This window comes from Brevundimonas bullata (genome assembly GCF_003350205.1).
In the GTDB taxonomy this organism is placed as follows: domain Bacteria; phylum Pseudomonadota; class Alphaproteobacteria; order Caulobacterales; family Caulobacteraceae; genus Brevundimonas; species Brevundimonas bullata.
Genome location: NZ_QLLC01000024.1, coordinates 21187 through 45185, shown reverse-complemented (window position 1 = coordinate 45185; position 23999 = coordinate 21187). Strand labels below are relative to the sequence as shown.

The 23999-nt window shown below is 67.4% G+C and carries 26 protein-coding genes; 18 read left to right on the top strand and 8 right to left on the bottom strand.

What is annotated here, in order from left to right; translation table 11 throughout:
- The first annotated feature begins 94 nt into the window (after positions 1 to 94).
- The gene (locus DXK21_RS12000; RefSeq protein ID WP_114818011.1) at positions 95 to 538 is read left to right on the top strand and encodes an acetyltransferase; all 444 of its coding nucleotides are present in this window, start codon (positions 95 to 97) and stop codon (positions 536 to 538) included.
- Positions 539 to 605: 67 nt separating this feature from the next.
- Here DXK21_RS12000 and DXK21_RS11995 read toward each other — a convergent pair whose 3' ends face one another.
- The 4 genes from DXK21_RS11995 to DXK21_RS11980 form a co-directional block, all read right to left on the bottom strand.
- Positions 606 to 800, bottom strand: coding sequence for a hypothetical protein (locus DXK21_RS11995; RefSeq protein WP_114818010.1), 195 nt, complete (start codon positions 798 to 800; stop codon positions 606 to 608).
- A gap of 32 nt (positions 801 to 832) precedes the next feature.
- Positions 833 to 1600 carry a 7-alpha-hydroxysteroid dehydrogenase gene (gene hdhA, locus DXK21_RS11990; protein ID WP_114818017.1) on the bottom strand — a complete coding sequence of 256 codons (768 nt, stop codon included), beginning with the start codon at positions 1598 to 1600 and terminating at the stop codon, positions 833 to 835.
- Between the two features lie 69 nt (positions 1601 to 1669).
- Positions 1670 to 3127, bottom strand: a complete 1458-nt coding sequence (locus DXK21_RS11985; protein WP_114818009.1) for a sigma-54-dependent transcriptional regulator — start codon at positions 3125 to 3127, stop codon at positions 1670 to 1672.
- 114 nt (positions 3128 to 3241) lie between these two features.
- Complete coding sequence (locus DXK21_RS11980) at positions 3242 to 5044, bottom strand: DUF4153 domain-containing protein (protein WP_114818008.1); 1803 nt, start codon at positions 5042 to 5044, stop codon at positions 3242 to 3244.
- A 325-nt stretch (positions 5045 to 5369) separates the two neighbouring features.
- Between DXK21_RS11980 and DXK21_RS11975 the strand changes: the two genes are divergently transcribed.
- The 12 genes from DXK21_RS11975 (at position 5370) to DXK21_RS11920 (ending at position 13987) form a co-directional block, all read left to right on the top strand.
- Entirely contained in the window at positions 5370 to 7178 is a 1809-nt protein-coding gene (locus DXK21_RS11975) for a M3 family oligoendopeptidase (protein WP_114818007.1), read from the top strand.
- An 88-nt stretch (positions 7179 to 7266) separates the two neighbouring features.
- A complete protein-coding gene (locus DXK21_RS11970; protein ID WP_114818006.1) occupies positions 7267 to 7515 on the top strand; it encodes an aa3-type cytochrome c oxidase subunit IV in 249 nt (82 codons plus the stop codon).
- A gap of 229 nt (positions 7516 to 7744) precedes the next feature.
- The gene (locus DXK21_RS11965) at positions 7745 to 8878 is read left to right on the top strand and encodes a Re/Si-specific NAD(P)(+) transhydrogenase subunit alpha (RefSeq protein ID WP_114818005.1); all 1134 of its coding nucleotides are present in this window, start codon (positions 7745 to 7747) and stop codon (positions 8876 to 8878) included.
- A gap of 53 nt (positions 8879 to 8931) precedes the next feature.
- Positions 8932 to 9405, top strand: coding sequence for an endonuclease domain-containing protein (locus DXK21_RS11960; RefSeq protein ID WP_162790658.1), 474 nt, complete (start codon positions 8932 to 8934; stop codon positions 9403 to 9405).
- A gap of 2 nt (positions 9406 to 9407) precedes the next feature.
- Positions 9408 to 9734: an NAD(P) transhydrogenase subunit alpha part 2 gene (locus tag DXK21_RS11955; RefSeq protein WP_114818003.1), complete on the top strand. Its 327-nt coding sequence runs from the start codon at positions 9408 to 9410 to the stop codon at positions 9732 to 9734.
- A complete protein-coding gene (locus tag DXK21_RS11950) occupies positions 9731 to 10015 on the top strand; it encodes a hypothetical protein (RefSeq protein ID WP_114818002.1) in 285 nt (94 codons plus the stop codon). Before DXK21_RS11955 ends, DXK21_RS11950 begins: the two co-directional genes overlap by 4 nt.
- A gap of 11 nt (positions 10016 to 10026) precedes the next feature.
- Positions 10027 to 10404 (top strand): hypothetical protein, encoded by a 378-nt coding sequence (locus DXK21_RS11945; protein ID WP_114818001.1) that lies wholly within the window; start codon positions 10027 to 10029, stop codon positions 10402 to 10404.
- Positions 10405 to 10446: 42 nt separating this feature from the next.
- The gene (locus DXK21_RS11940; protein ID WP_114818000.1) at positions 10447 to 11868 is read left to right on the top strand and encodes an NAD(P)(+) transhydrogenase (Re/Si-specific) subunit beta; all 1422 of its coding nucleotides are present in this window, start codon (positions 10447 to 10449) and stop codon (positions 11866 to 11868) included.
- Between the two features lie 68 nt (positions 11869 to 11936).
- Positions 11937 to 12671, top strand: coding sequence for a hypothetical protein (locus DXK21_RS11935; protein ID WP_114817999.1), 735 nt, complete (start codon positions 11937 to 11939; stop codon positions 12669 to 12671).
- Positions 12672 to 12713: 42 nt separating this feature from the next.
- Entirely contained in the window at positions 12714 to 13115 is a 402-nt protein-coding gene (locus DXK21_RS11930; RefSeq protein WP_162790657.1) for a hypothetical protein, read from the top strand.
- A 52-nt stretch (positions 13116 to 13167) separates the two neighbouring features.
- Positions 13168 to 13578 carry a cupin domain-containing protein gene (locus DXK21_RS11925; RefSeq protein ID WP_114817997.1) on the top strand — a complete coding sequence of 137 codons (411 nt, stop codon included), beginning with the start codon at positions 13168 to 13170 and terminating at the stop codon, positions 13576 to 13578.
- Positions 13571 to 13987, top strand: a complete 417-nt coding sequence (locus tag DXK21_RS11920; RefSeq protein WP_114817996.1) for a DUF1801 domain-containing protein — start codon at positions 13571 to 13573, stop codon at positions 13985 to 13987. The genes DXK21_RS11925 and DXK21_RS11920 overlap by 8 nt, the downstream gene beginning before the upstream one ends.
- Before the next feature lie 30 nt (positions 13988 to 14017).
- On the opposite strand, the gene DXK21_RS11915 is transcribed toward DXK21_RS11920, so the two are convergent.
- Together DXK21_RS11915 and DXK21_RS11910 are read right to left on the bottom strand one after the other, a co-directional pair.
- Positions 14018 to 14596 carry an HdeD family acid-resistance protein gene (locus tag DXK21_RS11915; RefSeq protein ID WP_114818016.1) on the bottom strand — a complete coding sequence of 193 codons (579 nt, stop codon included), beginning with the start codon at positions 14594 to 14596 and terminating at the stop codon, positions 14018 to 14020.
- Between the two features lie 71 nt (positions 14597 to 14667).
- Positions 14668 to 14916: a hypothetical protein gene (locus DXK21_RS11910; RefSeq protein WP_114817995.1), complete on the bottom strand. Its 249-nt coding sequence runs from the start codon at positions 14914 to 14916 to the stop codon at positions 14668 to 14670.
- Positions 14917 to 15009: 93 nt separating this feature from the next.
- Here DXK21_RS11910 and DXK21_RS11905 point away from each other — a divergent pair, with 93 nt between their 5' ends.
- The 3 genes from DXK21_RS11905 (at position 15010) to DXK21_RS11895 (ending at position 18411) form a co-directional block, all read left to right on the top strand.
- The gene (locus DXK21_RS11905; protein WP_245945201.1) at positions 15010 to 15999 is read left to right on the top strand and encodes a helix-turn-helix transcriptional regulator; all 990 of its coding nucleotides are present in this window, start codon (positions 15010 to 15012) and stop codon (positions 15997 to 15999) included.
- 67 nt (positions 16000 to 16066) lie between these two features.
- Entirely contained in the window at positions 16067 to 17500 is a 1434-nt protein-coding gene (locus tag DXK21_RS11900; RefSeq protein ID WP_114817994.1) for a hypothetical protein, read from the top strand.
- Between the two features lie 77 nt (positions 17501 to 17577).
- A complete protein-coding gene (locus tag DXK21_RS11895; protein WP_114817993.1) occupies positions 17578 to 18411 on the top strand; it encodes a universal stress protein in 834 nt (277 codons plus the stop codon).
- Positions 18412 to 18557: 146 nt separating this feature from the next.
- Here the strand turns inward: DXK21_RS11895 and DXK21_RS11890 are convergent, their stop codons facing one another.
- Positions 18558 to 20003 (bottom strand): helix-turn-helix domain-containing protein, encoded by a 1446-nt coding sequence (locus tag DXK21_RS11890; RefSeq protein WP_114817992.1) that lies wholly within the window; start codon positions 20001 to 20003, stop codon positions 18558 to 18560.
- A gap of 153 nt (positions 20004 to 20156) precedes the next feature.
- Here DXK21_RS11890 and aceA point away from each other — a divergent pair, with 153 nt between their 5' ends.
- Complete coding sequence (gene aceA / locus DXK21_RS11885; protein WP_114818014.1) at positions 20157 to 21434, top strand: isocitrate lyase; 1278 nt, start codon at positions 20157 to 20159, stop codon at positions 21432 to 21434.
- A 15-nt stretch (positions 21435 to 21449) separates the two neighbouring features.
- Positions 21450 to 21659: a hypothetical protein gene (locus DXK21_RS11880; protein WP_114817991.1), complete on the top strand. Its 210-nt coding sequence runs from the start codon at positions 21450 to 21452 to the stop codon at positions 21657 to 21659.
- Positions 21660 to 21672: 13 nt separating this feature from the next.
- Here the strand turns inward: DXK21_RS11880 and DXK21_RS11875 are convergent, their stop codons facing one another.
- A complete protein-coding gene (locus tag DXK21_RS11875) occupies positions 21673 to 23961 on the bottom strand; it encodes an ATP-binding protein (protein ID WP_114817990.1) in 2289 nt (762 codons plus the stop codon).
- Positions 23962 to 23999: the final 38 nt, after the last annotated feature.

The window sequence follows — 23999 nt, the reverse complement described above, 5'->3', positions numbered from 1 at the left end:
CCTCAGAAGGCTAACCTAATTCGCTCGAGCTGGAGGCGTTTTCACACAGCCTCGACCCATGGCGGACGAATAGGGGTACGGGTAAAGACACGGCATGTTGGATTTTCGCCCTTCCATCCCGTCCGATCTGCCTCGCGTCATGGAGATCTGGCGCGCGGCCGTTGACGCGACCCACGACTTCCTTGCCGCAGACGACCGCGACGCCATCGAGGCTGAGCTTCTAGGCTTTTTCCCGCAGGTATCTCTGCGTCTTGCCGTTGATGGTTCTGATACGCCGCTCGGCTTCATGTTCTTGCATGAAGGGCATCTGGAGGCGCTTTTTGTGGACCCGGATCAACATGGCAGAGGTATTGGCAAGGCCCTTGTTCATGAGGCTCTTGCCGCGCATCCAGACCTGACGGTCGATGTGAACGCGCAGAACCCGAAGGCCCTCGGCTTTTACGAACATCTAGGCTTCGAACGTATCGGGCTATCTGCTCAGGATGGTCAGGGAAGGCCTTATCCGCTCATACATCTCCGGCGCCGAGTCGATAGCTGAGAGGACCTCCGCCCAGGGCCGACATTCGCCCTGTCCGCTTCGCCGCTCGCCCTACTTGCTCATCCCTCTACTTGCTCATCCAAGGGCGCGCCGCCCCGGTCTTGATGCGGGCGGCCTGTTCGCGCTGGAAGCGGCCGCCGCGCGGCGGTTTCGGGCGGGCGTCGAGCGCTTCCTTCTTTTGGCGAAGCGCGCGTTGCAGGGGCGTTTCGCCCGGACCCTCGGCGGCGGCTGCGGCGGGGGTGTCGTCGTGAAGATCGCTCATGCCGACAGCCTAGCACGTCGAAAGGGCAGGGGTCAGTCCAGTTCCTGAACCCCGCCGCCCGAGACGGTCAGGACCTGGCCGCTGACCCAGGACGCGGCAGGCGAGCACAGGAAGAGGGCGGCGTTGGCGATGTCCTGGGTCTCGCCCAGTCGCCCCAGCGGCGTGTGCTTCAGCATGGCGGCCTCGATCTGGGGCGTCAGCACCTTGGCCAGAGCGTCGGTCTTGATCGCCCCCGGCGCGATGGCGTTGACGCGGACGCCCCTGGGCCCCAGGTCGAAGGCGACGTTGCGCGTCAGGTGATTGACCGCCGCCTTGGACGACCCATAGGACGCCATGCGGCTGTTCTTGTTCTCGCCGGCCATCGAGGAAATGTTCAGGATCGCCCCGCCGCCCGCCTGCTCCATGTGGGGCGCGACCATCTGCATGAAGCGGAACATGGCGAAGACGTTGAGCTGGAACGCCCATTCGAAATCGCGCATCGGCATGTCGAAGGGCTTGGGCCCGCCGCCGCCGGCGTTATTGGCCAGAAGGGTGATCTTGCCAAAGGCCTGAAGCGCGGCGTCGATCGCGGCCTGTCGCTGGGCCTCGTCGGTGACGTTGCATTCCAGACCGATGGCCCGGCCGCCCGCCGCCACGATGCCCTCGGCCACCGCATCGGCGCCGTCCTTGTTCAGGTCAGTGACGACCACGGCCGCCCCGGCCCGAGCAAAGGTCTCGGCGATGCCGCGACCGATGCCGGCGGCCCCGCCGGTCACGATGGCGACGTCGCCGTCCAGCCGAAAAGCGCTCTCTATCGCCATGGCGTCCTCCGTCCAGCCCAAGGGGGTCAGAGGTAAAGCTCAGCTTGGGCGATCAGGTTCCTTGGAGCCTCAGCCCGCTTCCTTCAGCTGCTCTTCCAGTCCCTGTTCGCGGACCTTGCGGTACAGGGTCGAGCGGCCGATGCCGAGGCGCCGCGCGATCTCGCTCATGTGGCCGGAATAGACCTCGATGGCGTGCTGGATCAGGTCGCGTTCGATCTCTTCCAGGGTGCGCAGATGGCCGCGCGCGTCGATGATGCGGACAGGACTGTCAGGCTGGGCCTCGCCGGTCGCTTCGCTGGCGGGCGTCTCGGCGCGGTCGTGCGAGATGGCGCCGCCCGAGGTCAGCGGCATGGCCACCCCCGAGATGGCCGGGAAGTCGTGCGGCTGCAACAGCGGCGAATCCGCCAGCACCAGGGCGCGATAGATGGCGTTTTCCAGCTGGCGCACGTTGCCGGGCCAGTCGAAGGCCTGCAGCAAGGCCATGGTCTCGACGGCGCAGCCGGCGACGCGCTTGCCTTCTTCGACGTTGAAGCGGGCGATGAAGTGCTCGACCAGGGCCGGGATGTCCTCGCGCCGTTCACGCAGGGCCGGGGCCTCGATCGGGAAGACGTTCAGGCGATAAAACAGGTCCTCGCGGAACGCGCCTTCCTTGACTTGCTGGGCCGGGTCGCGATTGGTGGCCGAGACGATGCGGACGTCGACCTTGACCGCGCGCTTCGATCCGACGGGGTCGATCTCGCCCTCTTGCAAGGCGCGCAGCAGCTTGACCTGCATGTCCAGCGGCAGTTCGCCTATCTCGTCCAGGAACAGGGTGCCGCCGTTGGCCTCCATGAACTTGCCCAGGTGCTTGTCGGTGGCGCCGGTGAAGCTGCCCTTCTCGTGACCGAACAGGATGGATTCGACCAGATTGGCGGGCAGGGCGCCGCAGTTGACGGCCACGAAGGGCTTGCCGGCTCGGTCCGAGGCGCCGTGCAGGGCGCGGGCGATGACTTCCTTACCCACGCCGCTTTCGCCGGTGATCAGCACCGGAATGCCGGACTTGGCGGCGCGTACGCCCAGAGCCTTGACCATCCGCATCGGCGGGCTGTCGCCGACGATGTCGTCAAACGAGGTCCGGCCCGAGACGTGTTTTTTCAAGCGGCCGATCTCGGCCGACAGCTGCGTCAACTGCAGGGCGTTGCGCACCCCGATCAGCAGGCGCTCCGGCCCCACTGGCTTGACGAAGAAGTCCTGGGCCCCGGCCTGCATGGCCTTGACCACGGTCTCGATGCCGCCGTTGGCCGTCAGGACGATGACCGGCACAGCCACGCCCGCCGTGCGGATTTCCGCCAGCGTCTCCAGACCCGACAGGCCCGGCATGACGAGATCCAGCAGGACCACATCGGCGCCGCCGCCCTTGGTCAGGCGGTCGATAGCCTCACCCCCGCTCTCGGCGTGGACGACGGCGTAGCCTTCGCGGTCCAGCACCGCCTGAATCAGGCGGCGCTGCGTGGGATCATCGTCGACGACCAGAACGGTCTTGGCCATGTGAAACACACCCTAAAACATCACCGTCACGACCGTCCTCGTTGCTCGGGATCGGCTCGTTTCCAGCTGACCCATAACAGGCAGGGGGTGAAGATCGGGTTTCGGAGAACTGAGTCAGGGGTTAACGGCGACGGGGGCGGGGCAGTCCTGTTCGGGCGTGAAACGAGCCTCGCCGCGCGGGGTGGAAAGGTCGGGCCAGGCCGGGGCGACCGGCGCCGTTTGTGGGTTCTTCAGCAGTTCGCGCACGTCGTTTGAACCCGATCCGCAGAAGACGACCCGATAGTCGCCCTGATGCGTCCAGACCCCGTCCGGCCCTTGCGCGAACAGGGCGATGCGGAAGCGGTCGGCCAGCAGCACCTCGGTCCTGCCGTCGCCGTTCAGGTCGCGCGCGGTCGCCAGACATTCGACGGCGTCTTCACAGTCATAGCGAGGATCGTCCCGCCGCACCGGCGTCACGAACCCAGCGGGCAAGGTCGCGCCTTCGGGCCAGACGCCGACGCGCGGCGTCCGGGGCGGAAGGGAGTCGTCCTTCTGCTTCAGGTCATAGCGATTGTCGGTCGCCTGCGCCTGTTTGGCCCGACGCGCGATCTCGGCGTTTGACGACTTGGCCAGATCGGCCAGGGCCGCGCGACCCGGCTTGCCGGCCTCAAAGCGCAGGAAGCCGTAGTCGAACAGGGCCGCGCTGACGGCCCCCCGCTTCAGCCGGGCGACCTGATCCCCGACCGACAGGCGGGCGGGGTCCAGCAGGGGGCTGAACAGGGCCAGGATGACGCCGACGGTCAGGACGGCGGCGGCGACATTGGTTCGCTCCAGCGGCTTCATCCACGCCGTCTTCTTCCAGAAGGGCGACAGCGCCGCCCAGCCGTAACCCGCCGCATAGATGACCCCGACCAGGGCGCAGGCCGAGGCGATGATCCGGTCCGGGGTCAGGCCATGCTGGCCGATGCGCAAGGACAGCCCCCAGATCGCGATCAGGATCAGCGGCGTCAGCAGGACGGAGGCGACCCGCACGGCGACGCGCAACACGACCGGCGGCAGATTGTCCTCGCGCCCATCCTGATAGGCGGTGTTGATCAGGATGATCAGGGCCGCCGCCGCCGACAGCACCAGGGCCGTGGCGCTGCCCGTCTTCCACAATCCGTCTAGCCCGGTGAAGGGCAGGGCCAGCAGGAAGCTCGCCACCAGCACCGTGATGACCAGCAGCAGCCAGGACAGCAGCATCAGGGCCACGGTCCGCACGCCCCGGATCAGACCGCTGCGCACGTCGGTCAACTGCACCGCGACCGCGAAGACCAGGCAGGTGACGGGGATGGAGAACCACTCCTCGCCGATCAGGTCTTCAAGGAACCGCAGACCGATGATGCGGAACAGGGCCGCGCCCAGGAACAGCAGCAGCCAGAAGGCGCCGGTGAAGCCCAGCGACAGGGCCAACTGCACCCCCGCCTTCCACGCCGTGTCGAAATAGTCGTCGAAGTCGGCGATCCATCGTCGTGACGCGACCGCCGGAACGATCAGGTGATGGGCGATGAACAATGCGGCGGCGGCGAAGGCGATGACTGGGAAACGCAGATAGGGCGGATAAAAGCGTCCGTCCGTCGCCTGCTGCGCCACGTCGTGCCAGCCCAGCAGCATCAGCACGGCGGCGGCGATCAGCCCCCAGATCGCCAGCGCCTTGACCGACAGCCGCCCGACCCCCGCCAGCAGCATGACCGGCGTAAAGCTGACGGCCAGGATCAGCGCCCCGAACAAGGGCGGATGGGTCGCAGGCCAGGTCAGGGCGTCATGCGAGGCGCCGCTGCGATACAGGGCGTAGAGCAGCAGCCCCTGAACCAGCCCTATCCCCAGTCGCGCGACCGCCAGCCCCTTCGTCCCGCCCAGCGAGGTGCGTCCGGTCTGATCGTTGTACGGGTCGGTCATGGCATGGCCCCTTGCGCTTGGCGGACAGGGTGGACCGGGACGGCGAGAAGGGAAAGCGCCCACCTCATCCTTCCTTCTCCCCTTGCGAGAGAAGGTGGCAGCCCTCGGACTTGATCCGGGGGCTGACGGATGAGGGGTCTCGCCACGCTCGCCTCCGACCGGCCTTCATCTGCCCGCCAGAAACCCCTCATCCGGCCCTGACGGGCCACCTTCTCCCGCAAGGGGAGAAGGGCGCTTGGCTTGCGATCGTTCTTTAGGCTGCTTGAGCATCTCTATCCGCAGGCGCCCGCTTGCGCCCGTCCGTCCGCTTCCCCACAACTTGACCATGAACGCCCCCATCAAGACCCCCGACCTGACCGACGCCCCGCTGTGGGACCTGTCCGACCTCTACGCCTCGCGCGAGGATACGCGCATCGGCGCCGACCTCGACCGCGCCAAGGCCTTGGTGGACCGGATGAACGCCTTCCAGGGCCAACTGGTCGGCCAGCGCGGCGACGCGACGGCGCTGGGCGCGGCGCTGGATCAGACCATCGCCCTGTACGAGCAGGCGGCGGACGTCATGGGGGGCTTGGGCGCCTACGCCTTCCTCGCCGCGTCGACGGCGCGCGACGATGCGGGGGCGCAGGGCTTCGAGGCCAATATCCGCGAGAAGATGACGGTCATCGCCACGCCGACCGTCTGGCTGACGCTGGAGATCAATCAGCTGGAGGAGGCCGAGATCGCCGCGGCGCTTTCCGCCCATCCGACCGCCGCACGCTGGTCGCCCTGGCTGCGCCGGGTGCGGGCGATGAAGCCGCATGAACTGTCCACTGAGCTTGAGACCTTCATCGCCGAGCGAGGCCCGATTCAGGCTCAGTGGCCGCGCCTGTTCGACGAGACCCTGGCCGCCCTGCGGGCTGACGCCGACGGCGAGAGCCTGACCCTGTCCGAGGCCCTCAACCGCCTCAGCGACGCCGACGCCGCCAAACGCAAGGCCGCCGCCGAGGGCCTGTCGAAAGCCTTCGCCGACAAGGCCCAGACCATGGCCATGGTCATGAACACCGTCGCCGCCGACAAGGCTCTGGAAGACAAGTGGCGCGGCTTCAAACGCCCCGCCGACAGCCGCCACCTGGGCAACGAAGTCGACGGCGAGAGCGTGGACGCCATGGCCGAGGCGGTGGCCGAGGCCTATCCGCGCATCTCGCACCGCTATTACGCGCTCAAGGCCAAGGCCATGGGCAAGACGACGCTGAACCACTGGGACCGCAACGCCCCCATCGAGGCGACGCCGCCGCGCACCTATGACTGGAAACAGGCGCGCAAGGTGGTGTTGGCCAGCTTCAATGATCTGGGCGGTGACTTCGCGGAGCGCGCGGCCTGGTTCTTCGACCGGCCGTGGATCGACGCACGGGCGCGACCCGGCAAGCAGTCCGGCGCCTACGCCCACCCGGTGACGGCGGACCGCCATCCCTACGTCTTCCTGAACTGGATGGGCGAGCGGCGAGACCTGCTGACCCTGGCCCACGAACTGGGCCACGGGGTGCATCAGACCCTGGCGGCGGCGCAAGGCTCGCTGCTGGCCGACACGCCGCTGACCCTGGCCGAGACCGCCTCCATCTTCGCCGAGGGCCTGACCTTCGACCGCCTGCTGGCCGAGGCGACGCCCCAGGACCAGCGCGCCCTTCTGGCCGGTCGCATCGAGGACGGCCTGAACACGGTGGTGCGCCAGATCGCCTTCCACCGCTTCGAGACCCGCTTCCACCACGAACGCGCGGCGGGCGAGGTCCCGGTCGAACGCATCGGCGAAATCTGGATGCAGAAGTTGGGCGCCAGCCTCGGCCCGGCGGTGACGCTGAACCCCGGCTATGAAAACTGGTGGGCCTACGTCAGCCACTTCGTCCACTCGCCCTTCTACGTCTATGCCTACGCCTTCGGCGACCTGCTGGTCGCGGCCCTGATGGAGACGCGCGCCAAGGACCCTGAGGCCTTCACGCCGCTGTATCGCGACCTGCTGTCGGGCGGCGGGGCTCATACCTATGTCGAGGCGCTGAAGCCCTTCGGCCTGAACCCGCGCGACCCGGCCTTCTGGACCATCGGCACCCGGCGCCTGGAACGCCTAGTCGATCAATTCGAGGCCCTGTCGGCCCAAGACTGAGCGAGGCAAGACGCCGCGTGGGCTTGAGCCCCACGCGGGCGTCGCTATAAGAGCCGTCGAAATCTTGACTCTTTTTCGGAAGACCTGAATGGCCGACCAGCACGCAGACCACGCCGAACACGCCTATGTGCACGGCTCGATGGAAATCTCGGAACAGGTTTCGACCTGGCATCTGTTCCTCTTCCTGGCCAAGTGGGGCTCGCTGGCCATGGCCGCGGTCCTGCTGCTGCTGACCGTCTGGTTCGCGGTAGGCGCGGGCTTCCTGGCTGGCGCGATCAGTGCTGTGGCGCTCTGTGTGGTCGGCTTCTTCGCCCTACGTTCCAAGCCCGCCCACTGACGACCGCGCCGCGCTTGCGGCGCTGCGATATTTGAAAAGCCCGCCGGACCCGCGTTCGACGGGCTTTTCTTTTGGAATTAGGCGCGGGCCGCGGCACGATTTTGCCTCTCCTTGCGTCAAGAGGCAGTGCTGGCGCAAAGAAATCACGCAGTTGCAGCAATTTCGACTTTGACGCGCCCTTCGGCTTCGTCCTAACGTTCGGGCTCTGGGGGACTTGGGAGGGATTCGCTTGGCTGTCGCCATCGCCGTGACCCGCGAGCGCCGTGAAGGCGAAACGCGTTGCGCTGTAACGCCGGAAACGGTGAAGAAGCTGATCGCCCTGGGCGCGACCGTCTCGGTCGAGGCCGGGACGGGCGTCGGTTCGTCCATTCCCGACGCTGACTACGCCGAGGCCGGCGCCACGGTGAAGCCCGACACCCGCGCGGTGCTGGAGGGCGCCGACATCGTGCTGAAGGTGCGCGGCCCCACGGCGCAGGAGACCAGCGCGCTCAAGCCCGGCGCCATCGTCATCGCCATGCTGGACGCCTATCGCGAGAAGGACACGGTCGAGGCGCTGAAGGGCGCCGGCGTCACCGCCTTCGCCATGGAATTCGTACCGCGCATCACCCGCGCCCAGGTCATGGACGTGCTGTCGTCCCAGGCCAATCTGGCCGGCTATCGCGCGGTGATCGAGGCGGCCTACGCCTTCGGCAAGGGCTTCCCGATGATGATGACGGCGGCGGGCACGGTCGCCCCGGCCAAGGTCTTCGTCATGGGCGTCGGCGTCGCGGGTTTGCAGGCCATCGCCACGGCCCGGCGTCTGGGCGCGGTCGTCACCGCCACCGACGTCCGTCCGGCCACCAAGGAACAGGTCGAGAGCCTGGGCGCTAAGTTCCTGGCCGTCGAGGACGAAGAGTTCAAGAACGCGCAAACCGCTGGCGGCTACGCCAAGCCGATGAGCCCCGAGTACCAGGCCAAGCAGGCCGCTCTAACCGGCGAACACATCAGGAAGCAGGACATCGTCATCACCACCGCCCTGATCCCCGGTCGCGCGGCGCCGGTGCTGGTCAGCGCCGAGCAGGTGGCGTCGATGAAGCCCGGCTCGGTCCTGATTGATCTGGCGGTCGAGGCGGGCGGCAATGTCGCCGGCGCCAAGGCGGGCGAGGTCGTGACCACGGCGAACGGCGTCTCCATCGTCGGCTACACCAACCTGCCGGGCCGGATCGCGGCGGACGCCAGCGCCCTTTATGCGCGCAACCTGACCGCCTTCGTCGGGCTGATGTTGAAGGACGGCGTCGTGACGCTCGATCTGGAAGACGAAATCCTCAAGGCCGCTGTCGTGACCCACGGCGGGGCCGTCGTGCATGAGGGCGTGAAGGGATGATCAGCGAATATGCTCCCTTCCCCCTCGATGGGGGAAGGGTTGGGGATGGGGGTGTGAACGCGCACGTCGCCGGCGAGACTGGTGAGGCGTCGCCTTCACCCATCTTGAAACCGTCTGCCTTCACCCCCACCCAACCCTCCCCCATCGAGGGGGAGGGCTTTGAGCGGAATAGGACGCCGACACGGACGGTTAAGCGCGCGCGTCGTTTGCGCGCCGAGCCGACCTGGACGGAAGCGAAGTTGTGGGAGCGCCTGCGCGAACTGCCCGTGCGCTTTCGGCGTCAAGGTCCGGTTGGTCCGTATGTGGCCGACTTCATATGCCATCGTGCCTCACTGGTGGTCGAGGTCGATGGCGACGTGCACAATCTGACGGACGTGGCGCTACGCGATCTGAAGCGCGATGCGTGGTTTGAAGGCCAAGGCTACGTTACGCTGAGGGTATCGACCCGTGAGGTCGAGGCCGACATGGACGGGGTCGTGACCCGTATTCAAAATCTCGCCTCGAACCGCATAGGAAAGGTGATCTAAACATGGAACACGTCGATCCCACCGTCTTCCGCCTGGCCATCTTCGTGCTGGCGATCTTCGTCGGCTATTATGTGGTGTGGAGCGTGACGCCTGCGCTGCACACGCCGCTGATGGCTGTGACCAACGCCATTTCCAGCGTCATCATCGTTGGCGGCCTGATCGCCGCAGCCGCGCTTAGCCCCGAGGCCGCTGGCCCGAACGCCTGGATCGCCAAGGGTGCGGGCGTGGCGGCGGTGACGCTCGCCAGCGTCAACATCTTCGGCGGCTTCATGGTCACGCGACGGATGCTGGCCATGTACAAGAAGAAAGAAAGGCCCAAGGCCTCGTGATCTTTTCGCCGGTTCTGTTCGCCTTCTATGTCTCCTGGGCCGTCACCGGCCTGGGCGTGGCCCTGTGGATCTGGAGCTGGGTGCGGGTCAAGGACCCCATCGGCAAGCTGCGGTTTCAGGACTGCGGCGTGGTGCTGGTCTTCGCCGCCGTGCTGACGCGGATCGTCATCCAGAACCGCGAGATGACCGTCTTCGACTGGGCCATGATATTCTTGGGGCCGCTGTTCATCGCCGCCGCGCTGTGGCGACTGTCCCGCACCCAAGGTCTGACCAAACGCTAAGAGTAATCGTGATGAAAACCACCCTGATTTTCGCCGCCGTCCTGACCGCCGCCGTCGCCGCATCGGGCGCCGCCTCGGCCCAGAAGACCGAAGAGGTCGGCCAGAACCCTTACGGCGGCCTGCACTGGTCCGTCGCCGCGCCGCAAGGCGCGACCTGGGCGCTCCAGTGCCAGTTCGCGCCCGTGACCGTGCGCGGCATCCACATGAACCGCATCAACCACACCGGCACGGGCCGCATGGCCGGTCGCCTGCCGGGCGACAACGGCAGCTGCCGCGTGACCAAGACGGGCGGCGAGGGCGGCGTCGGCGTCGCCGTTGTCAAGAACGGCACGGCCACCTCGGCCGGCACCCGCGACGCGGCGACGCCGGCCGTCGTCAACGTCTTCTGACTTGAAATGACCGACTGACATGACCCTGGGGGAGGGGATCTGATGAACGCATCTTTAGCCGCGCTGGCCTATCTGGCTGCGGGGGTCCTGTTCATCCTCTCGCTCAGGGGCTTGTCCAGTCCCGAGACCAGCCGCCGGGGCAATAGCCTGGGCATGATCGGCATGGGTCTGGCCGTCGGCGTGACCCTGCTGACGCTGGGAACCTCGGGCGCGCTGGATATGGCGACTTTGGTCCTGATCGGCGGCGGCGTCGTGGTCGGCGGGGGCGCGGGGGCGCTGATCGCCAAGCGCGTGCCGATGACGGCCATGCCGCAACTGGTCGCGGCCTTCCACTCCCTGGTGGGTCTGGCCGCCTGTCTGGTGGCGGTCGGGGCCGTCTATGCGCCCGACGCCTTCGGCATCATGACCGCAGAGGGCGGCATCAAGACCCTGTCGATCGTCGAGCTGTCGCTGGGCGTGGCCATCGGGGCCATTACCTTCACCGGCTCGGTCATCGCCTTCGCCAAGCTGGACGGCCGGATGAGCGGATCGCCGATCCTGCTGCCGGCGCGGCACCTGATCAACATCGGCCTGGCCCTGGCCCTGGTCTTCCTGATCGGGGTGCTGATCGGCACCGGCGGCACGGCCATCTGGGCCTTCTGGGGCGTCTTTGCCATTGCGCTCGTTCTCGGCGCGACCCTGATCATCCCCATCGGCGGCGCCGACATGCCCGTCGTGGTGTCGATGCTGAACTCCTACTCCGGCTGGGCTGCAGCGGCCTTGGGCTTCACGCTGGAGAACATCGCCCTGATCATCACCGGCGCCCTGGTCGGCTCGTCCGGCGCCATCCTCAGCTATATCATGTGCAAGGGCATGAACCGCAGCTTTATCAGCGTCATCCTCGGCGGCTTCGGCGGCGGGGATGCAGCAGCAGCTGGCGGCTCGGGCGCCGTCGAGACCCGCCCCGTCAAGCAGGGCTCGGCCGAGGACGCCGCCTTCATCATGAAGAATGCGTCGAAGGTCATCATCGTCCCCGGCTACGGCATGGCCGTGGCCCAGGCCCAGCACGCGCTTCGCGAAATGGCCGACAAGCTGAAGGAAGAGGGCGTCGAGGTGAAGTACGCCATCCATCCCGTCGCGGGCCGGATGCCAGGCCACATGAACGTCCTGCTGGCCGAGGCCAACGTCCCCTACGACGAGGTGTTCGAGTTGGAAGACATCAACTCCGAGTTCTCCTCCGCCGACGTAGCCTTCGTCATCGGCGCCAACGACGTCACCAACCCCGCCGCCAAGACCGACCCGCAATCGCCCATCTACGGCATGCCGGTTCTGGACGTGGAGAAGGCGGGCACCGTCCTCTTCATCAAGCGCGGCATGGCGGCGGGATACGCCGGCGTCGAGAACGAGCTCTTCTTCCGCGACAACACCATGATGCTGTTCGCAGACGCCAAGAAGATGGTCGAGGGGATCGTGAAGGCGCTCTAGCCGTCGCGAGCGACTGATCGCCTGCCGGCACATGGGCTTGCGACGCTAAACTGGGCCGTGGAGAAATCATGACCGCATTTCAAGGATTGAAGGCCGCCGCCGCCCTCTGCGTCATCGCGGGACTGGCCGCTTGCGGGCAGGGCGACAACGCGGCAGGTAGAGCCGACGTGGCGCCAGGCCCCGCTGCGGAGGCGAGCGCGCCTGTGGCCACGCCGGCCTCCGCAGCGGGCGGCGCCCCGTTGATCGATCAGATGATGGGCGTCCAGATTGCTTACCTGGAGTCCAAGCTGGGACCAGCCCGCACGGTTCAGGGCAGGGAACGAACCTATGAGATCGGCGGCTGCACTGTGCGGGTCAGCGCTGAGAGCGGGGAAGTCGTCGGCTACGCCGTGCCGATGACCCATGCTTGTTCGACGCAGGCCCTGGCGACGCTGAAGACCTATGATCTGCCGCAAAAGATCACTCTGACCATGGGCGAGTTCGCCGCCGCGCGCGGCAATGCCGACTTCAAGGCCGACTGCCTGACCATGTGCGGGAATGCGGCCGATCCGTGGGTGTATCTGGAAAGCGCCGGACCGCGCGTTTCGCCGGGCATCCGCGCCTCGGCCGTGATGGTCAGCGACGCCACCATCGACGCCTCCTTCCGCATCCGCGACGCCATCAAGGCGGCGAGGGGAGAGGACTATATGATCGACACCGGGTTCAACTGCAGCAGCGAGTTCGACCAGATGGCTGTGCGCGAACTGGAGAAGGTCCGCATCGACGAGATCGAGGTCGGCTACGTCCCCTACGGCCGGTGCTGACGCGGCGTGCGGCCTGGGGCAGCCCTGGCGATGGCGATGGCGATGGCCGGCTTGGCCGCCTGCTCGGCCATGATCCCTGTGACCATCAGCGGTTCTCTTGAGCATCCGACGGCGACCTTCGGCGTCGACCCAGGGAAGCGCGAAAAGGCCTGCCTCGGCGGCCTGACCGTGCATGAGACGACCAACGCCATGATGCGGCCTGTCTGGACCGTAAGCGCGAATGGCCGCGACTGCCGCAGGCTGAAGCAGGTCGTCTATGGGCAGGCGCCTGACGGGTTTGTCGCTGACGTCCCGGCGCAGGCGCTGAAGCCCGGCGTGCGCTATTCTGTCGTCGGCTATGGCTGGACGGGCTGGCCCGCCGCAGCGCCCTGGAGGGGCGGGGGAGATTTCATCTTCGAGGACGGTGAGTGGCGGTCCGCGCCGTCCTTCGTGCCCGGTCGTTGAGTCCAATCGCGAACAGCGCCATCAAGGCCCTGAAACACCTAGCGGGGCGGCCATGACGGAGGAGGGGGAGATCGTGTTCAGCGCGGACGAGATCATCGCCAACCTGTCGCTGGCGCCGCATACCGAGGGCGGGCATTTCCGCACCATGGCGCGCGATTCCGGCATGGCGGGCTGCGGATCTGAAGCGTCCACCGACTATCGTCTGGTGACGGCGGGCGAGGAGGGCGAGTGGCGGTTCGTCGACACGACCGAGATCTGGGCCTTCTATATGGGCGCGCCGCTGTCGCTGGAGATCGTGACCGATCAGGGGCTGCGTCCGCGGGTTCTGAGCCCTGACTGTCCGCAGGCGGCGGCGCCGCAGGGCGCGTGGCGCAGGTTGCGCAGTCTGGGCGACTGGACCCTGGCCAGTTGTTCGACGGCGCCGGGGCTGGCGGCGGATGCTGTGGAGACGCCGAGTGTCTGACCTCAAGACCCAGCCGACCGAGGCCTCGGTCGAGGACTTTCTGGCCGCCGTCGAACCAGCGCAACGGCGCGAGGACGCCTTGGCCGTTTGCGCCCTGATGCGCGAGATCACGGGCGAGGCGCCGGTTCTGTGGGGGCCGTCCATCGTCGGCTTTGGCCGCTACACCTACGTCAACACGACTAAAAAGCCTGCTGATTGGCCCGTCATCGGCTTCTCGCCGCGCAAGGCGGCGCTGACCCTCTACATCATGCCCGGCTTTCAGGCTCAGGCGGACCTGCTGGAGCGGCTGGGGCCGCACACGACTAGCGTGTCCTGCCTTTACATCACGCGTCTGGACCGGATCGACCTGGGGGCCTTGCGCGCGCTGTGCCAATGGTCGGTGGCCGAGACGAAGCGGCGCTATCCCTGATGGGCGGGGTTTCCCCGGCCAGATCGAACGTCAGGCCGCCGCCAGCTTCCTGACCCTGAAGGCGAGGAAGATCAGCAGGCCGCCGAACAGGATGGCCCATGCCGCGATCAGCCACAGTAGGCCCAGGGCCCCGCTGCCTGGCGCAAAGACCAGGATCAGGCCGAAGATCACCGACAGGGCGCCCGCCGCGATCAGCGTCCATTCGTTCTCGATTTCCTTGCGCAGGCGAATGGCGCCGATGATCTCGATAATGCCGCGCATGATCGACCAGAAACCGATCAGATAGATCAGCACCAGGGCGGTCAGACCAGGCCAGGCGAAGGCCAGGCCGCCGGCCAGGAGGCTGACCACGCCCGACAGGGCCAGCCACCAGCGCGGCGCGATCCCGCCGCCTCGGATCGCGGCGACCAGAGCCAGAATTCCGTCCGCCATGGCGTAGATTCCGTAGACAAGGATCAGGCTCAGCAGGCTGATCTGCGGCCAGACGAAGGTCGCGACGCCGAAGGCGATGGCGATGATCCCGCGCAGCAGCAACAGCCACCATGACCGATGAAGGGCCGATTTCACGATCCCTTCGAGCGAAGGCGCGGCGGTGTGGGACGACGTCATCAACAACTCCCCGTCTGGCGTGACCTTAAAGCCCGCGTCTGGCCGAACGCTGTTAGGCTCCGCGAGTTCCCTCAGGCCGCCAGGCGCCAATCGGAATGGGCGGCGATAGGCGCAGCGTGGAACTCGTCCCACAGGGCGTCCTCGTCCGAGTAGCGGCTGCTGGCCGAGGCCGAGATGACGTCCACGACCTGTTCTTCCTGACGGTCCCAGATCACTGCGAGGTCCGAGGCGCCTTCGGCTTCGCACGGCACGATCATGTAGCGGTCGGCGAAGGTCTTGCGGGCGGGCTTTTGAACCGTCGGGGTGCGAGCGAAGGCCATGTGGTGATCTCCTGAAGCGATTGCCTCTTGCTGATGTTGAGAGGATGCGACAGCATTACGCCAGTTTCGGACGTAGGCTTGTGGAGAAGTTTCTTGCGGCACGACAAGGCGGCGATGGTCATCGATCTGGCGCGCGGCATGGCGGCCAGCGCCGAGGGGCTGACGCTGAACGAGATGGCGGGGCAGCTGCGTGTCGGTCGGCGCACGGCGGAGCGTATGCGTGACGCGGTACTGATGCTGTTCCCGCAGGTCGAGGAGGTGTCGGACCCGCCGACCAAGCGCTGGCGCATTCGCGGCGGCCTGTCGGCGTTCGAGCAGGCGCCGACCGCGACCGAGATGCTGGAGCTGACCAAGGCGGCGGCGGGTCTGCGCGGCGCGGGCGAGGCGGGGCGGGCGGCGGCGCTGGAGGGTCTGGAGCGCAAGGTGAAGGCGGCGATGCGCTCGACCACCTTGAACCGGCTGGCCCCCGATCTGGAGGCCCTCGTGCGGGCCGAGACCATCGCCGTCCAGGCCGGGCCGCGTCCCTCGGCGGACGAATCCGTACTGGCCGAGATTCGCGGGGCGGTGCTGGCGGGCCGGCCCCTGAGCTTCATCTATTCGCGACCGGGGGCCGAGGCCCGCAGCCGCAGCGTCGCGCCGTGCGGCGTCATGTTCGGCCGGGCCAACTATCTGGTGGCGGCGGATCGCGAGAGCGGACGCATTCAGACCTTTCGCCTTGATCGCATGACCTCGGTCGAAGCCGGCGACGGGGTGGCGACGCCGCCGGCTGATTTTGACCTGGCCGCCTTCGCCAGCCAGTCCTTCGGCATCTATCAGGACGAGATTGAAGACGTGGTCCTGCGCGTCACGCCCCAGGGCGCGACCGAGGCGCGCGGCTGGCGCTGGCACCCGACGCAGACGCTGGAGGATCAGCCGGACGGATCGGTGGTGGTGAGGTTCCGCGCCTCGGGCATGCGTGAACTGGCCTGGCACCTGTTCAGCTGGGGCGAGCAGGTGACGATCGAGGCGCCGCAGCGGCTGAAGGCGGTGATGGCCGGCGAACTGGCGGCGGCGGGCCGCGCCCTTTCACGGGCGCAATCGTGAGCAAACCGTAAGCTGACGCGGACGCCGCGTCGCCTATGCTCAAGCTGAACCGTTCGGAGTTTCCGCCTTGCGTCTGAAAGCCCTCGCCGCCTCGACTGTCCTGGCTACGGCCTTGCTGGGCGCCTGCGCCGCCGCGCCCCTGCCGCCGGGCACCTGGGACGCGCGGGCCGCGCCGGTGGTCGAGGTCGTGCGCGACGGCGACCGCTGGACCGCGGACTATGTCTTCAATCGCAACGCACAGGTCTGGGCCTTCATGGATTCGGCCCTGATGACCGACGTGCGTCAGCCGTGGCGTCCGACCCAGTGGACGGTCGAGACGCGCGGCGTCGTCATGGAGCGGCGCGGCCACTATGACGTGATCCGCAGTCTGGACGGCGGCCCTGTGCCCCGACACGTCCGCTTTTCGATCAAGCCCAAGGCGGTCTATCTGGAGGCGGAATACGGCACGCTGACCTTCTCAGATGGTGCGGTGGCCTTGCCGATCCGCCAGTTCGACGTCTTCGCCCTGTCATCGGTCGAGGCGGCCGAGGCCATGCCCGCCGAACTGAACGGCATTGATCTGGAAGGCGGGGCCTCTACCGTCACTTGGCGCGACACGGCCGGGCCGGTGCTGTTCAACGGCAAGCGGCAGACCAATCTGACCACGACGGGGGAGCGCTCCTACGTCCTGCTGGGCCAGGCGCGGGTGACGCCCGGCGAGGGTCTGACCACGGTCATAGACCCCAACCTGCCGCCCTGGATCGGTGAGGAAATCCGCAGCTTCGCCCCCCATGTCGGGGACTACTACCTGCGCCGCCTTGGGGCGCCCGGCGTCGGCAGCGAGACCTCGACCGTCATGGTCAGCTGGAATGGCCCGACCGAGCGCCTGTCCAGCATGGGCGGCAGCGTCCTGCCGGGCCTGATCGTCATGAATTTCGAGGGCGTCGGCGTGTTGAATCCCACTCAGCAGGTGCTGGAGCGTTCGCGCTGGTTCATCGGCCACGAAAGCGCGCACTTCTGGCTGGGGCAGGCGGTTCGCTATGAATTCGCGCGCGACGCCTGGATCACCGAGGGCGGGGCCGACCTGATGGCGGTGAGGGCGCTGAAGGCCTTGGACCCAGCATATGACGACCGTGCGGAACTGCAGACCGAGGTGAACGACTGCATCGACCTGAGTCGCAAACCTTTGGCTGAGGCGGGCGACCGGGGCGAGCACCGAGCCTACTACGCCTGCGGGGCTGTCTTCGCCATGGCGGCGGAAGGGGCGCAGAAGCGGCGCGACGGAGGCGACTGGTTCGACTTCCTGCGCCCGGTGCTGGCGGCCAACCGGGAAGACGGGGTCTTGAGCCGTGTTGAATGGCTGGACGCGCTGACCCGCGTCTCGGGCGATCCGTCTCTGGCGGAGAGCATCGAGCGTATGCTGGATCAGGGCGCGGCCGATCCCGCCGCCGAAATCGCCAGCCTGTTCCGCAGGACCGGGGTTCCGCACCGGGTCGAGAACGGCAAGGTCATCCTGACTTGATCGCTGTTATTTGATCGGGATCAAGGACCGAAGTTCCGCTCAGGCGTTCTATCGTTCTGGAACGAGAGGAAGTCGCGATGACCTGGTCCAGCCTGATCGTCTATGTCGATGATGAAGCCGACAACATCCAACGGATTGAGCAGGCGGCCGCCCTGGCCAAGGCGCACGGGGCGCATCTGATCGGGGTGTCGGCCTGTGCGCCCGAGACGCCGGTGGCCGACGCCTATGGGGCGGGCATCCTGCTCGGCGAGGTGCTGATCGAGCAGCACGAACGCGCAGAGAAGGCGCTGAAGGGCGCAGAGGATCGCTTTCGGGAGATCGCGACCCGCGCGGGCGTGTCGTGCGAATGGCGCGCCGACGTGGGCGATCCGACCAGCCTGTTGATCAAGCACGCCCGCGCCGCCGACGTGCTGATCGTCGGGCGCGACGCGGCCAACGCCAGCGGCTGGCGGGCGCCGCATCCGGCTGATCTGGCCATGCGGGCGGGGCGCTCGATCCTGATCGTGCCGCCGAATCCGGCGCGGTCGGTGGTCGGGGCTCCGGTCTTGCTGGCCTGGACCGACAGTCGCGAAAGCCGTCTGGCCGCCGTCGCCGCCATCCCCATGCTGCGCGAGGCCGAAAGCGTGCGGGTGCTGGAGCTCTGCGATCCCGAGGACATGGACGGCGCGCGTCTGCGCACCGCCGACGTCGTCGCCTGGCTGACGCGTCATGGCGTCAAGGCCGAGGCCGAGGCCCGCGCCCATGATGATCGCTCGGCGGGCCGTCGCCTGCTGGATTGCGCCGCCGAGATGAAGGCCGGCGCCATCGTCGGCGGCGCCTGGGGTCACGCCCGGATGCGTCAGTGGATCTTCGGCGGGGTGACGCAGACACTGATTACGGAAAGCCCGGTGGCCCTGCTGCTGGCGCACTGAACGAGCATTCCTCCCCATTTTATGGGGAGGTGGCGCGGAGCCGAAGGCGACGTGACGGAGGGGGGGACTCGACGGGAGCCGTTTGCGCCGCCCCCTCCACCGCTACGCGGTCCCCCTCCCCATGAAATGGGGAGGAAAGAGATTGGTCAGGCAAACGGATAGGGACTGACCGACTTCGACCAGTCGTCCACCGTCAGCGCCCGCCCGACCGGCGGGGCGGCGCGTTCGGCGCAGGGGTGGCGTTCGCATAGACGGCAGGCCGGGCCGATGGGCGTGACCTCGGGCTTTTGCAGGTCCAGGCCGCGCGCATAGATCAGGCGGTGGGCGTGCTTCAGCTCGCAGCCCAGGCCGATGGCCAGGTCCTGTCCTTCGGTGAAGGCGTCCTGGCCCTGGCGGTCGACGGTGCGGGCCAGGGTGAACCAGCGCGATCCCTCTTTTCCGTCCTGGCTTGGCGTCTCGATGATCTGGGTGACGATCCGGCCCGGCGTGCGGAAGGCGGAATGCAGCCGCCAGCGCGGGCAGGACCCGCCGAAGCGCGAAAAGGGAAAGGCGCCCGAGGCATAGCGTTTCGACACATTGCCCGCCTGATCGACCCGCATCAGGAAGAAGGGCACGCCGCGCGCCGTCGGGCGTGACAGCGTCGTCAGCCGGTGCGCCGCCTGCTCGAACCCGACGCCGAAGCGGGCCTGAAGCCGGGCCAGATCATAGCCGGTCTCTTCCGCCGTGCGCTGGAAGGCGGCGTAGGGCATGAGGATGGCGGCGGCCAGGCTGTTGGTCAGCGAGGTCTTCAGAAGGTTGCGGGTCGGGTCATCGGGGGCGCTGGCCGCCTCGGTCAGAGCCTGAAGCTCGGCGCCATGCTCCATCAGCGCCAGCTGGCAGGCGACGGCGAAGGCGCGCGAAGACGGGCCCAGAGTGTCGGACAGCAGCAGTCGTCCCCGGTGCGGGTCGAAGCGGCGGGTCCATTCGACCATGACCTCGGCGGGCAGGGTGCGGACCGTCAGGCCGTGACGGGCGAACAGCCGGGCGCGGGCCAGGGCCTCGAAGCTTTCGTCGGGCGAAGACGCCTCAGCCCTCAAAGCCTCGTGCAGGGCCTCGCCCAGGGCATCCAGTTCGGGGACATGGTTGTGCCGGGCCTGGATGTATTCGCGCACCCATTCGGAGGGACTGTCGGCGGGAGAGGCGGCGCCGGCGACCTCGGCCTCGGCTCGATCGCGCACGCGGCGGTCGGAAAAGGCGCGGTAGAGGCGCAGGATGGCGTCGGCGGCGGCGGGCTGATCCTCGGCCAGTTGCACGATCTCGTGGCGCGGCACGGCCAGACCCTGGAACAGGGGGTCGGCGAAGGCCTCGGCCAGTTCGGCCTCGGACGCCGGGCCGCCGGATTGGCCGAGGTTTCGCAAGTCCACGTCATAGGTTTCGGCCAGACGCAGCAGCAGCTGGGCCGAGACGGGGCGCTGATTGCGCTCGATATGGTTCAGATAGGAGGGGGAGACGCCCAGGTCGCCCGCCATCGCCGTCTGCGACAGGCCGAGGTCGCGTCTCAGCCTTTTCAGGCGGCCGCCGAGGAAGAGTTTGCGATCAGCGGCGGCGTTCATGACGCGATGATGTCACGATATGACTAATTGGCAAGTGTCATGATGTGACTGTTTGACTTGAATGGTAGGTCTCTGGCTGTGTCAATCATGACGGCGGCGTGTTTGGGTCTGGTGACGGCGGCTGCGGCCGCGCCTTTCAAAGCCGAGACGAACATGACGACCTTCGCCGATCTGGTTCCTTCGCCCGCCGGCCGTTTCGACGGCATCGAACGCCCCTATACGCCGGAGGACGTCCTGCGCCTGCGCGGCTCGGTGCCGATCACCCATACCCTGGCCGAGCGCGGCGCCAACCGTCTGTGGGAGCTGCTGCACACCGAGCCCTTCATCAACGCCCTGGGCGCCGTCACCGGCAATCAGGCGATGCAGATGGTTCGCGCCGGTCTGAAGGCCATCTATCTGTCGGGCTGGCAGGTCGCCGCCGACGCCAACACCGCCGGGGCCATGTATCCCGACCAGTCGCTTTATCCGGCCAATGCTGCACCAGAGCTGTGCCGCCGCATCAACCGCACCCTGCAACGCGCCGACCAGATCGAGCACGCCGAGGGCGGCGCCAAGCGTGAGTGGTTCGCCCCCATCGTCGCCGACGCCGAGGCTGGCTTCGGCGGGCCGCTGAACAGCTTCGAGATCATGAAGGCCTTCATCGAGGCGGGCGCCGCGGGCGTTCACTTCGAGGACCAACTGGCGTCGGAGAAGAAGTGCGGCCACCTGGGCGGCAAGGTCCTGATCCCGACCCAGGCCCATATCCGCAATCTGGTCGCCGCCCGTCTGGCCGCCGACGTCATGGGCACGCCGACCATCACCGTCGCCCGCACCGACGCCGAGAGCGCCCAACTGATCACCTCGGACATCGACGAGCGCGACCAGCCCTTCATCGACCGCGAAAACCGCACCCCCGAGGGCTTCTTCCGCCTGAAGGAAGGCACCGGCCTGGACCACTGCATCGCGCGCGGCCTGTCTTACGCCAATATTGCCGACCTGCTGTGGTGGGAAACCTCGCACCCCGATCTGGACGACGCCAAGAAGTTCGCCGAGGCGATCCAGAAGGAGCATCCGGGCAAGCTGATGGCCTATAACTGCTCGCCCTCCTTCAACTGGAAGGCCAAGCTGGACGACGCCACCATCGCCAAGTTCCAGCGCGAGCTGGGGGCCATGGGCTACAAGTTCCAGTTCGTGACCTTGGCCGGCTTCCACAGCCTGAACAATTCGATGTTCGAGCTGGCCGACGGCTACCGCGATCGCGGCATGGCGGCCTATTCCGAGCTGCAGCAGCGCGAGTTCTCGAACGAGGCGGCCGGCTACACCGCCACCCGCCACCAGCGCGAAGTCGGCACCGGCTATTTCGATCAGGTCGCCACGGTGATCTCGAACGGCCAGTCCTCGACCACGGCCCTGAAAGACTCCACCGAAACCGCCCAGTTCCACGCCGCTTAGGAAAGGAATGAGCCTATGGAACCTCTGAACCGACCCCACGCGATCATCGAATTCTGCCTGGCGCCGCTGGGTCTCGACCCGGACGCCGAGGCGACGAAGGAGGTCCGCAAGCGCCTGGACCACGTCATCAAGACGTTTCAGGCCAAGGCGGTGAAGCCCGTCAGCATCGACTTCTCGACGATGCCGTCACAGGTGATCAACGAAGCCGCCCACGGCTACGAATAGAAGACGAAGACCCTCAGGCCGCTTGAACAGCGGCCTGAGGCGCGTCCGTGGTCAGCTCCTGCACCATGGCCAGGAGGGCCTCGACGCTGAACGGCTTGGCCAGATGGCGGTCGGCCCCGGCGTCCAGCCCCGCCGCGATATGCTCGGGCAGGGCGTTGGCGGTCAGCATGACGACCGGCGTGCGCGGCGCCCCCATGGCCACCTCGTGCAGACGAATCTCGCGGGTCGCGGTCAGCCCGTCCATGACCGGCATCTGCATGTCCATCAGCACCAGATCAAAGGGCGCGGCGCGACAGGCCTCGACCGCCTGAGCCCCGTCGTCGACCGAGACCAGATCGACGGCTTCCTGGTCCAAGATCAGTTCGACCACGCGGCGGTTGGTGGGATGGTCGTCGGCGACCAGGATACGCAGGCGACGGGCGTTCTCGACAAAGAGTGAGTCTTCCGACGTGACGACCGTCGGCGTCGGCGCAGCGGGCTTTTCGGCCGGGCGCAGGGGCAGGGTCAGGATGAAGGCGGCGCCGCCGCCCGGCTCGCTCTCGCAGCCCAGACCGCCGCCCATCATGGCCGCCAGTTCGCGGCTGATCGCGAGGCCCAGACCCGAGCCGCCAAAGCGCCGCGTGATGTCGCCGTCGGCCTGTTCGAAGCGGCTGAACAGCCGGTCGCGGGTCTCGGCGTCAAAGCCGATGCCGGTGTCCTGAACCACGAAGCGCAGGCCCTGCGGCCCGGCGTCGACCGTCAGGCTGACAAAGCCCGAGGCGGTGAACTTGACGGCGTTGGAGACGAGATTGGTCAGGATCTGCTTCAGGCGCACGGCGTCGCCGTAAATCCATGTCCGGGCCTCCGGCGCGACCTCGACAAAGAACTGCAGCCCCTTGTCGCGCGCGGCGGCGGCGTAGAGTTGCGCGGCTTCCTCGACCGCGCGGGCCAGGTCATAGGGCTGATCGCTCAACTCCAGCCGGCCCGACTCGACGCGAGCCAGATCGAGGATGTCGCTGAGCAGGGTCTGCAGCGTGCGACTGGAGGAGTGGATCAGGTCCAGCATTTCGCGCTGGTTCTCGTCCAGATCGGTGCGGGCCAGGGCCTGAGCCACGCCGATGACGCCGTTCAGCGGCGTGCGGATTTCGTGGCTCATATTGGCCAGGAACTGGCTCTTGGCGCGGTTGGCGGTGTCGGCGGCGTCTTTGGCTTCGGCCAAGGCCTGGGCGTCGCGTTTCAGGTCGGTGATGTCGGAGCAGACGGTGACGGTGCCTTTTTCAGCGGTGCGGCGGTCCTGAACCCGCAGCCAGCGGTCGCCGACGTTCTGCTCCATGGCGCCCTGGGGACGGCGGCGATTGGCCATTCGCTCGGCGATCCAGGCCTGCTCGCGACCCACAGCGCAAGGGTATATGCCGGCCCTCAGGCCCGCGTCGAGGATTTCGCGGAAGGTGACGCCGACCTTGAGCGCGGCGGCGATTTCAGGGTTCACCTCGGCGTAGCGCTGGTTCCAGATCGCCAGCCGGTCGTCGGCGTCATAGAAGCCGAGGCCGTCGGGCATGGCCTCGATGGCCTCGCGCAGTTGGCCCAGGGCGCTGTGTCGCGACCACCAGACCATGCCGGTCAGGAAGGCGGCGATGATGGACAGCAGACCGACGCTGGCCCCGATCCACAGGGTCAGGGTCGTCTCGGCGGCGGCGGCGACGGGCAGAAGCACGCCGGGCGTAGGGGTGACGACCACGGCGCTCATGGCCACGAAATGCAGCCAGCAGACGCCCAGCGCCGCCAGAATGGTGGCGACGATCACCCGCTTGGCGCCGACCCGCCAGGGCAGCAGGGCGATGGCGCTGACCAGCAGCATCCCGCCGATGACCGCTGTCACGACAAGGGGGGCGTTCCACGACAGGACGGCGCCGGACAGGCGCAGTCCCGACATGCCGAGGAAGTGCATCGCCGCGACGCCAAGGCCGCAGGTCAGGGCGGCGACCAGGCGGCCCAGGCGACCGACATCCGCCAGGGCCAGGTGCATGGCGACATAGAAGGCGACGACGACGATGGCCAGGGAGGCGGCGGTTTCGCCGACGGCATAGCGCACCGGCACGCCGATATCATAGGCCTTCATGGCGATGAAGTGGGTGCTCCAGACGCCGAGCCCGGCCACCAGAGGAACGGCGATCAGATAGACCCGGCGCGAGCGCCGCGCGACATTACGGGCGCGGTCGAACAGGGACAGGGCGATCAGCAGGCTGAATATGGAGACGAGCAGGGCGAACGGCACGATTCGCCAGTCATGTTGCTGAACCAGGCAGTTCAGGATCGTATTCACGTCACAAGCCCCTCCAACCTGCCGAAAAGACTGCCGCA

Coding starts and splice junctions, on each gene's coding strand:
- DXK21_RS12000 (WP_114818011.1), top strand. CDS start 95: ATGTTGGATTTTCGCCCTTCCATCCCGTCCGATCTGCCTCGCGTCATG.
- DXK21_RS11995 (WP_114818010.1), bottom strand. CDS start 800: ATGAGCGATCTTCACGACGACACCCCCGCCGCAGCCGCCGCCGAGGGT.
- hdhA (WP_114818017.1), bottom strand. CDS start 1,600: ATGGCGATAGAGAGCGCTTTTCGGCTGGACGGCGACGTCGCCATCGTG.
- DXK21_RS11985 (WP_114818009.1), bottom strand. CDS start 3,127: ATGGCCAAGACCGTTCTGGTCGTCGACGATGATCCCACGCAGCGCCGC.
- DXK21_RS11980 (WP_114818008.1), bottom strand. CDS start 5,044: ATGACCGACCCGTACAACGATCAGACCGGACGCACCTCGCTGGGCGGG.
- DXK21_RS11975 (WP_114818007.1), top strand. CDS start 5,370: ATGAACGCCCCCATCAAGACCCCCGACCTGACCGACGCCCCGCTGTGG.
- DXK21_RS11970 (WP_114818006.1), top strand. CDS start 7,267: ATGGCCGACCAGCACGCAGACCACGCCGAACACGCCTATGTGCACGGC.
- DXK21_RS11955 (WP_114818003.1), top strand. CDS start 9,408: ATGGAACACGTCGATCCCACCGTCTTCCGCCTGGCCATCTTCGTGCTG.
- DXK21_RS11945 (WP_114818001.1), top strand. CDS start 10,027: ATGAAAACCACCCTGATTTTCGCCGCCGTCCTGACCGCCGCCGTCGCC.
- DXK21_RS11940 (WP_114818000.1), top strand. CDS start 10,447: ATGAACGCATCTTTAGCCGCGCTGGCCTATCTGGCTGCGGGGGTCCTG.
- DXK21_RS11935 (WP_114817999.1), top strand. CDS start 11,937: ATGACCGCATTTCAAGGATTGAAGGCCGCCGCCGCCCTCTGCGTCATC.
- DXK21_RS11930 (WP_162790657.1), top strand. CDS start 12,714: ATGGCCGGCTTGGCCGCCTGCTCGGCCATGATCCCTGTGACCATCAGC.
- DXK21_RS11925 (WP_114817997.1), top strand. CDS start 13,168: ATGACGGAGGAGGGGGAGATCGTGTTCAGCGCGGACGAGATCATCGCC.
- DXK21_RS11915 (WP_114818016.1), bottom strand. CDS start 14,596: ATGACGTCGTCCCACACCGCCGCGCCTTCGCTCGAAGGGATCGTGAAA.
- DXK21_RS11910 (WP_114817995.1), bottom strand. CDS start 14,916: ATGGCCTTCGCTCGCACCCCGACGGTTCAAAAGCCCGCCCGCAAGACC.
- DXK21_RS11895 (WP_114817993.1), top strand. CDS start 17,578: ATGACCTGGTCCAGCCTGATCGTCTATGTCGATGATGAAGCCGACAAC.
- DXK21_RS11890 (WP_114817992.1), bottom strand. CDS start 20,003: ATGAACGCCGCCGCTGATCGCAAACTCTTCCTCGGCGGCCGCCTGAAA.
- aceA (WP_114818014.1), top strand. CDS start 20,157: ATGACGACCTTCGCCGATCTGGTTCCTTCGCCCGCCGGCCGTTTCGAC.
- DXK21_RS11880 (WP_114817991.1), top strand. CDS start 21,450: ATGGAACCTCTGAACCGACCCCACGCGATCATCGAATTCTGCCTGGCG.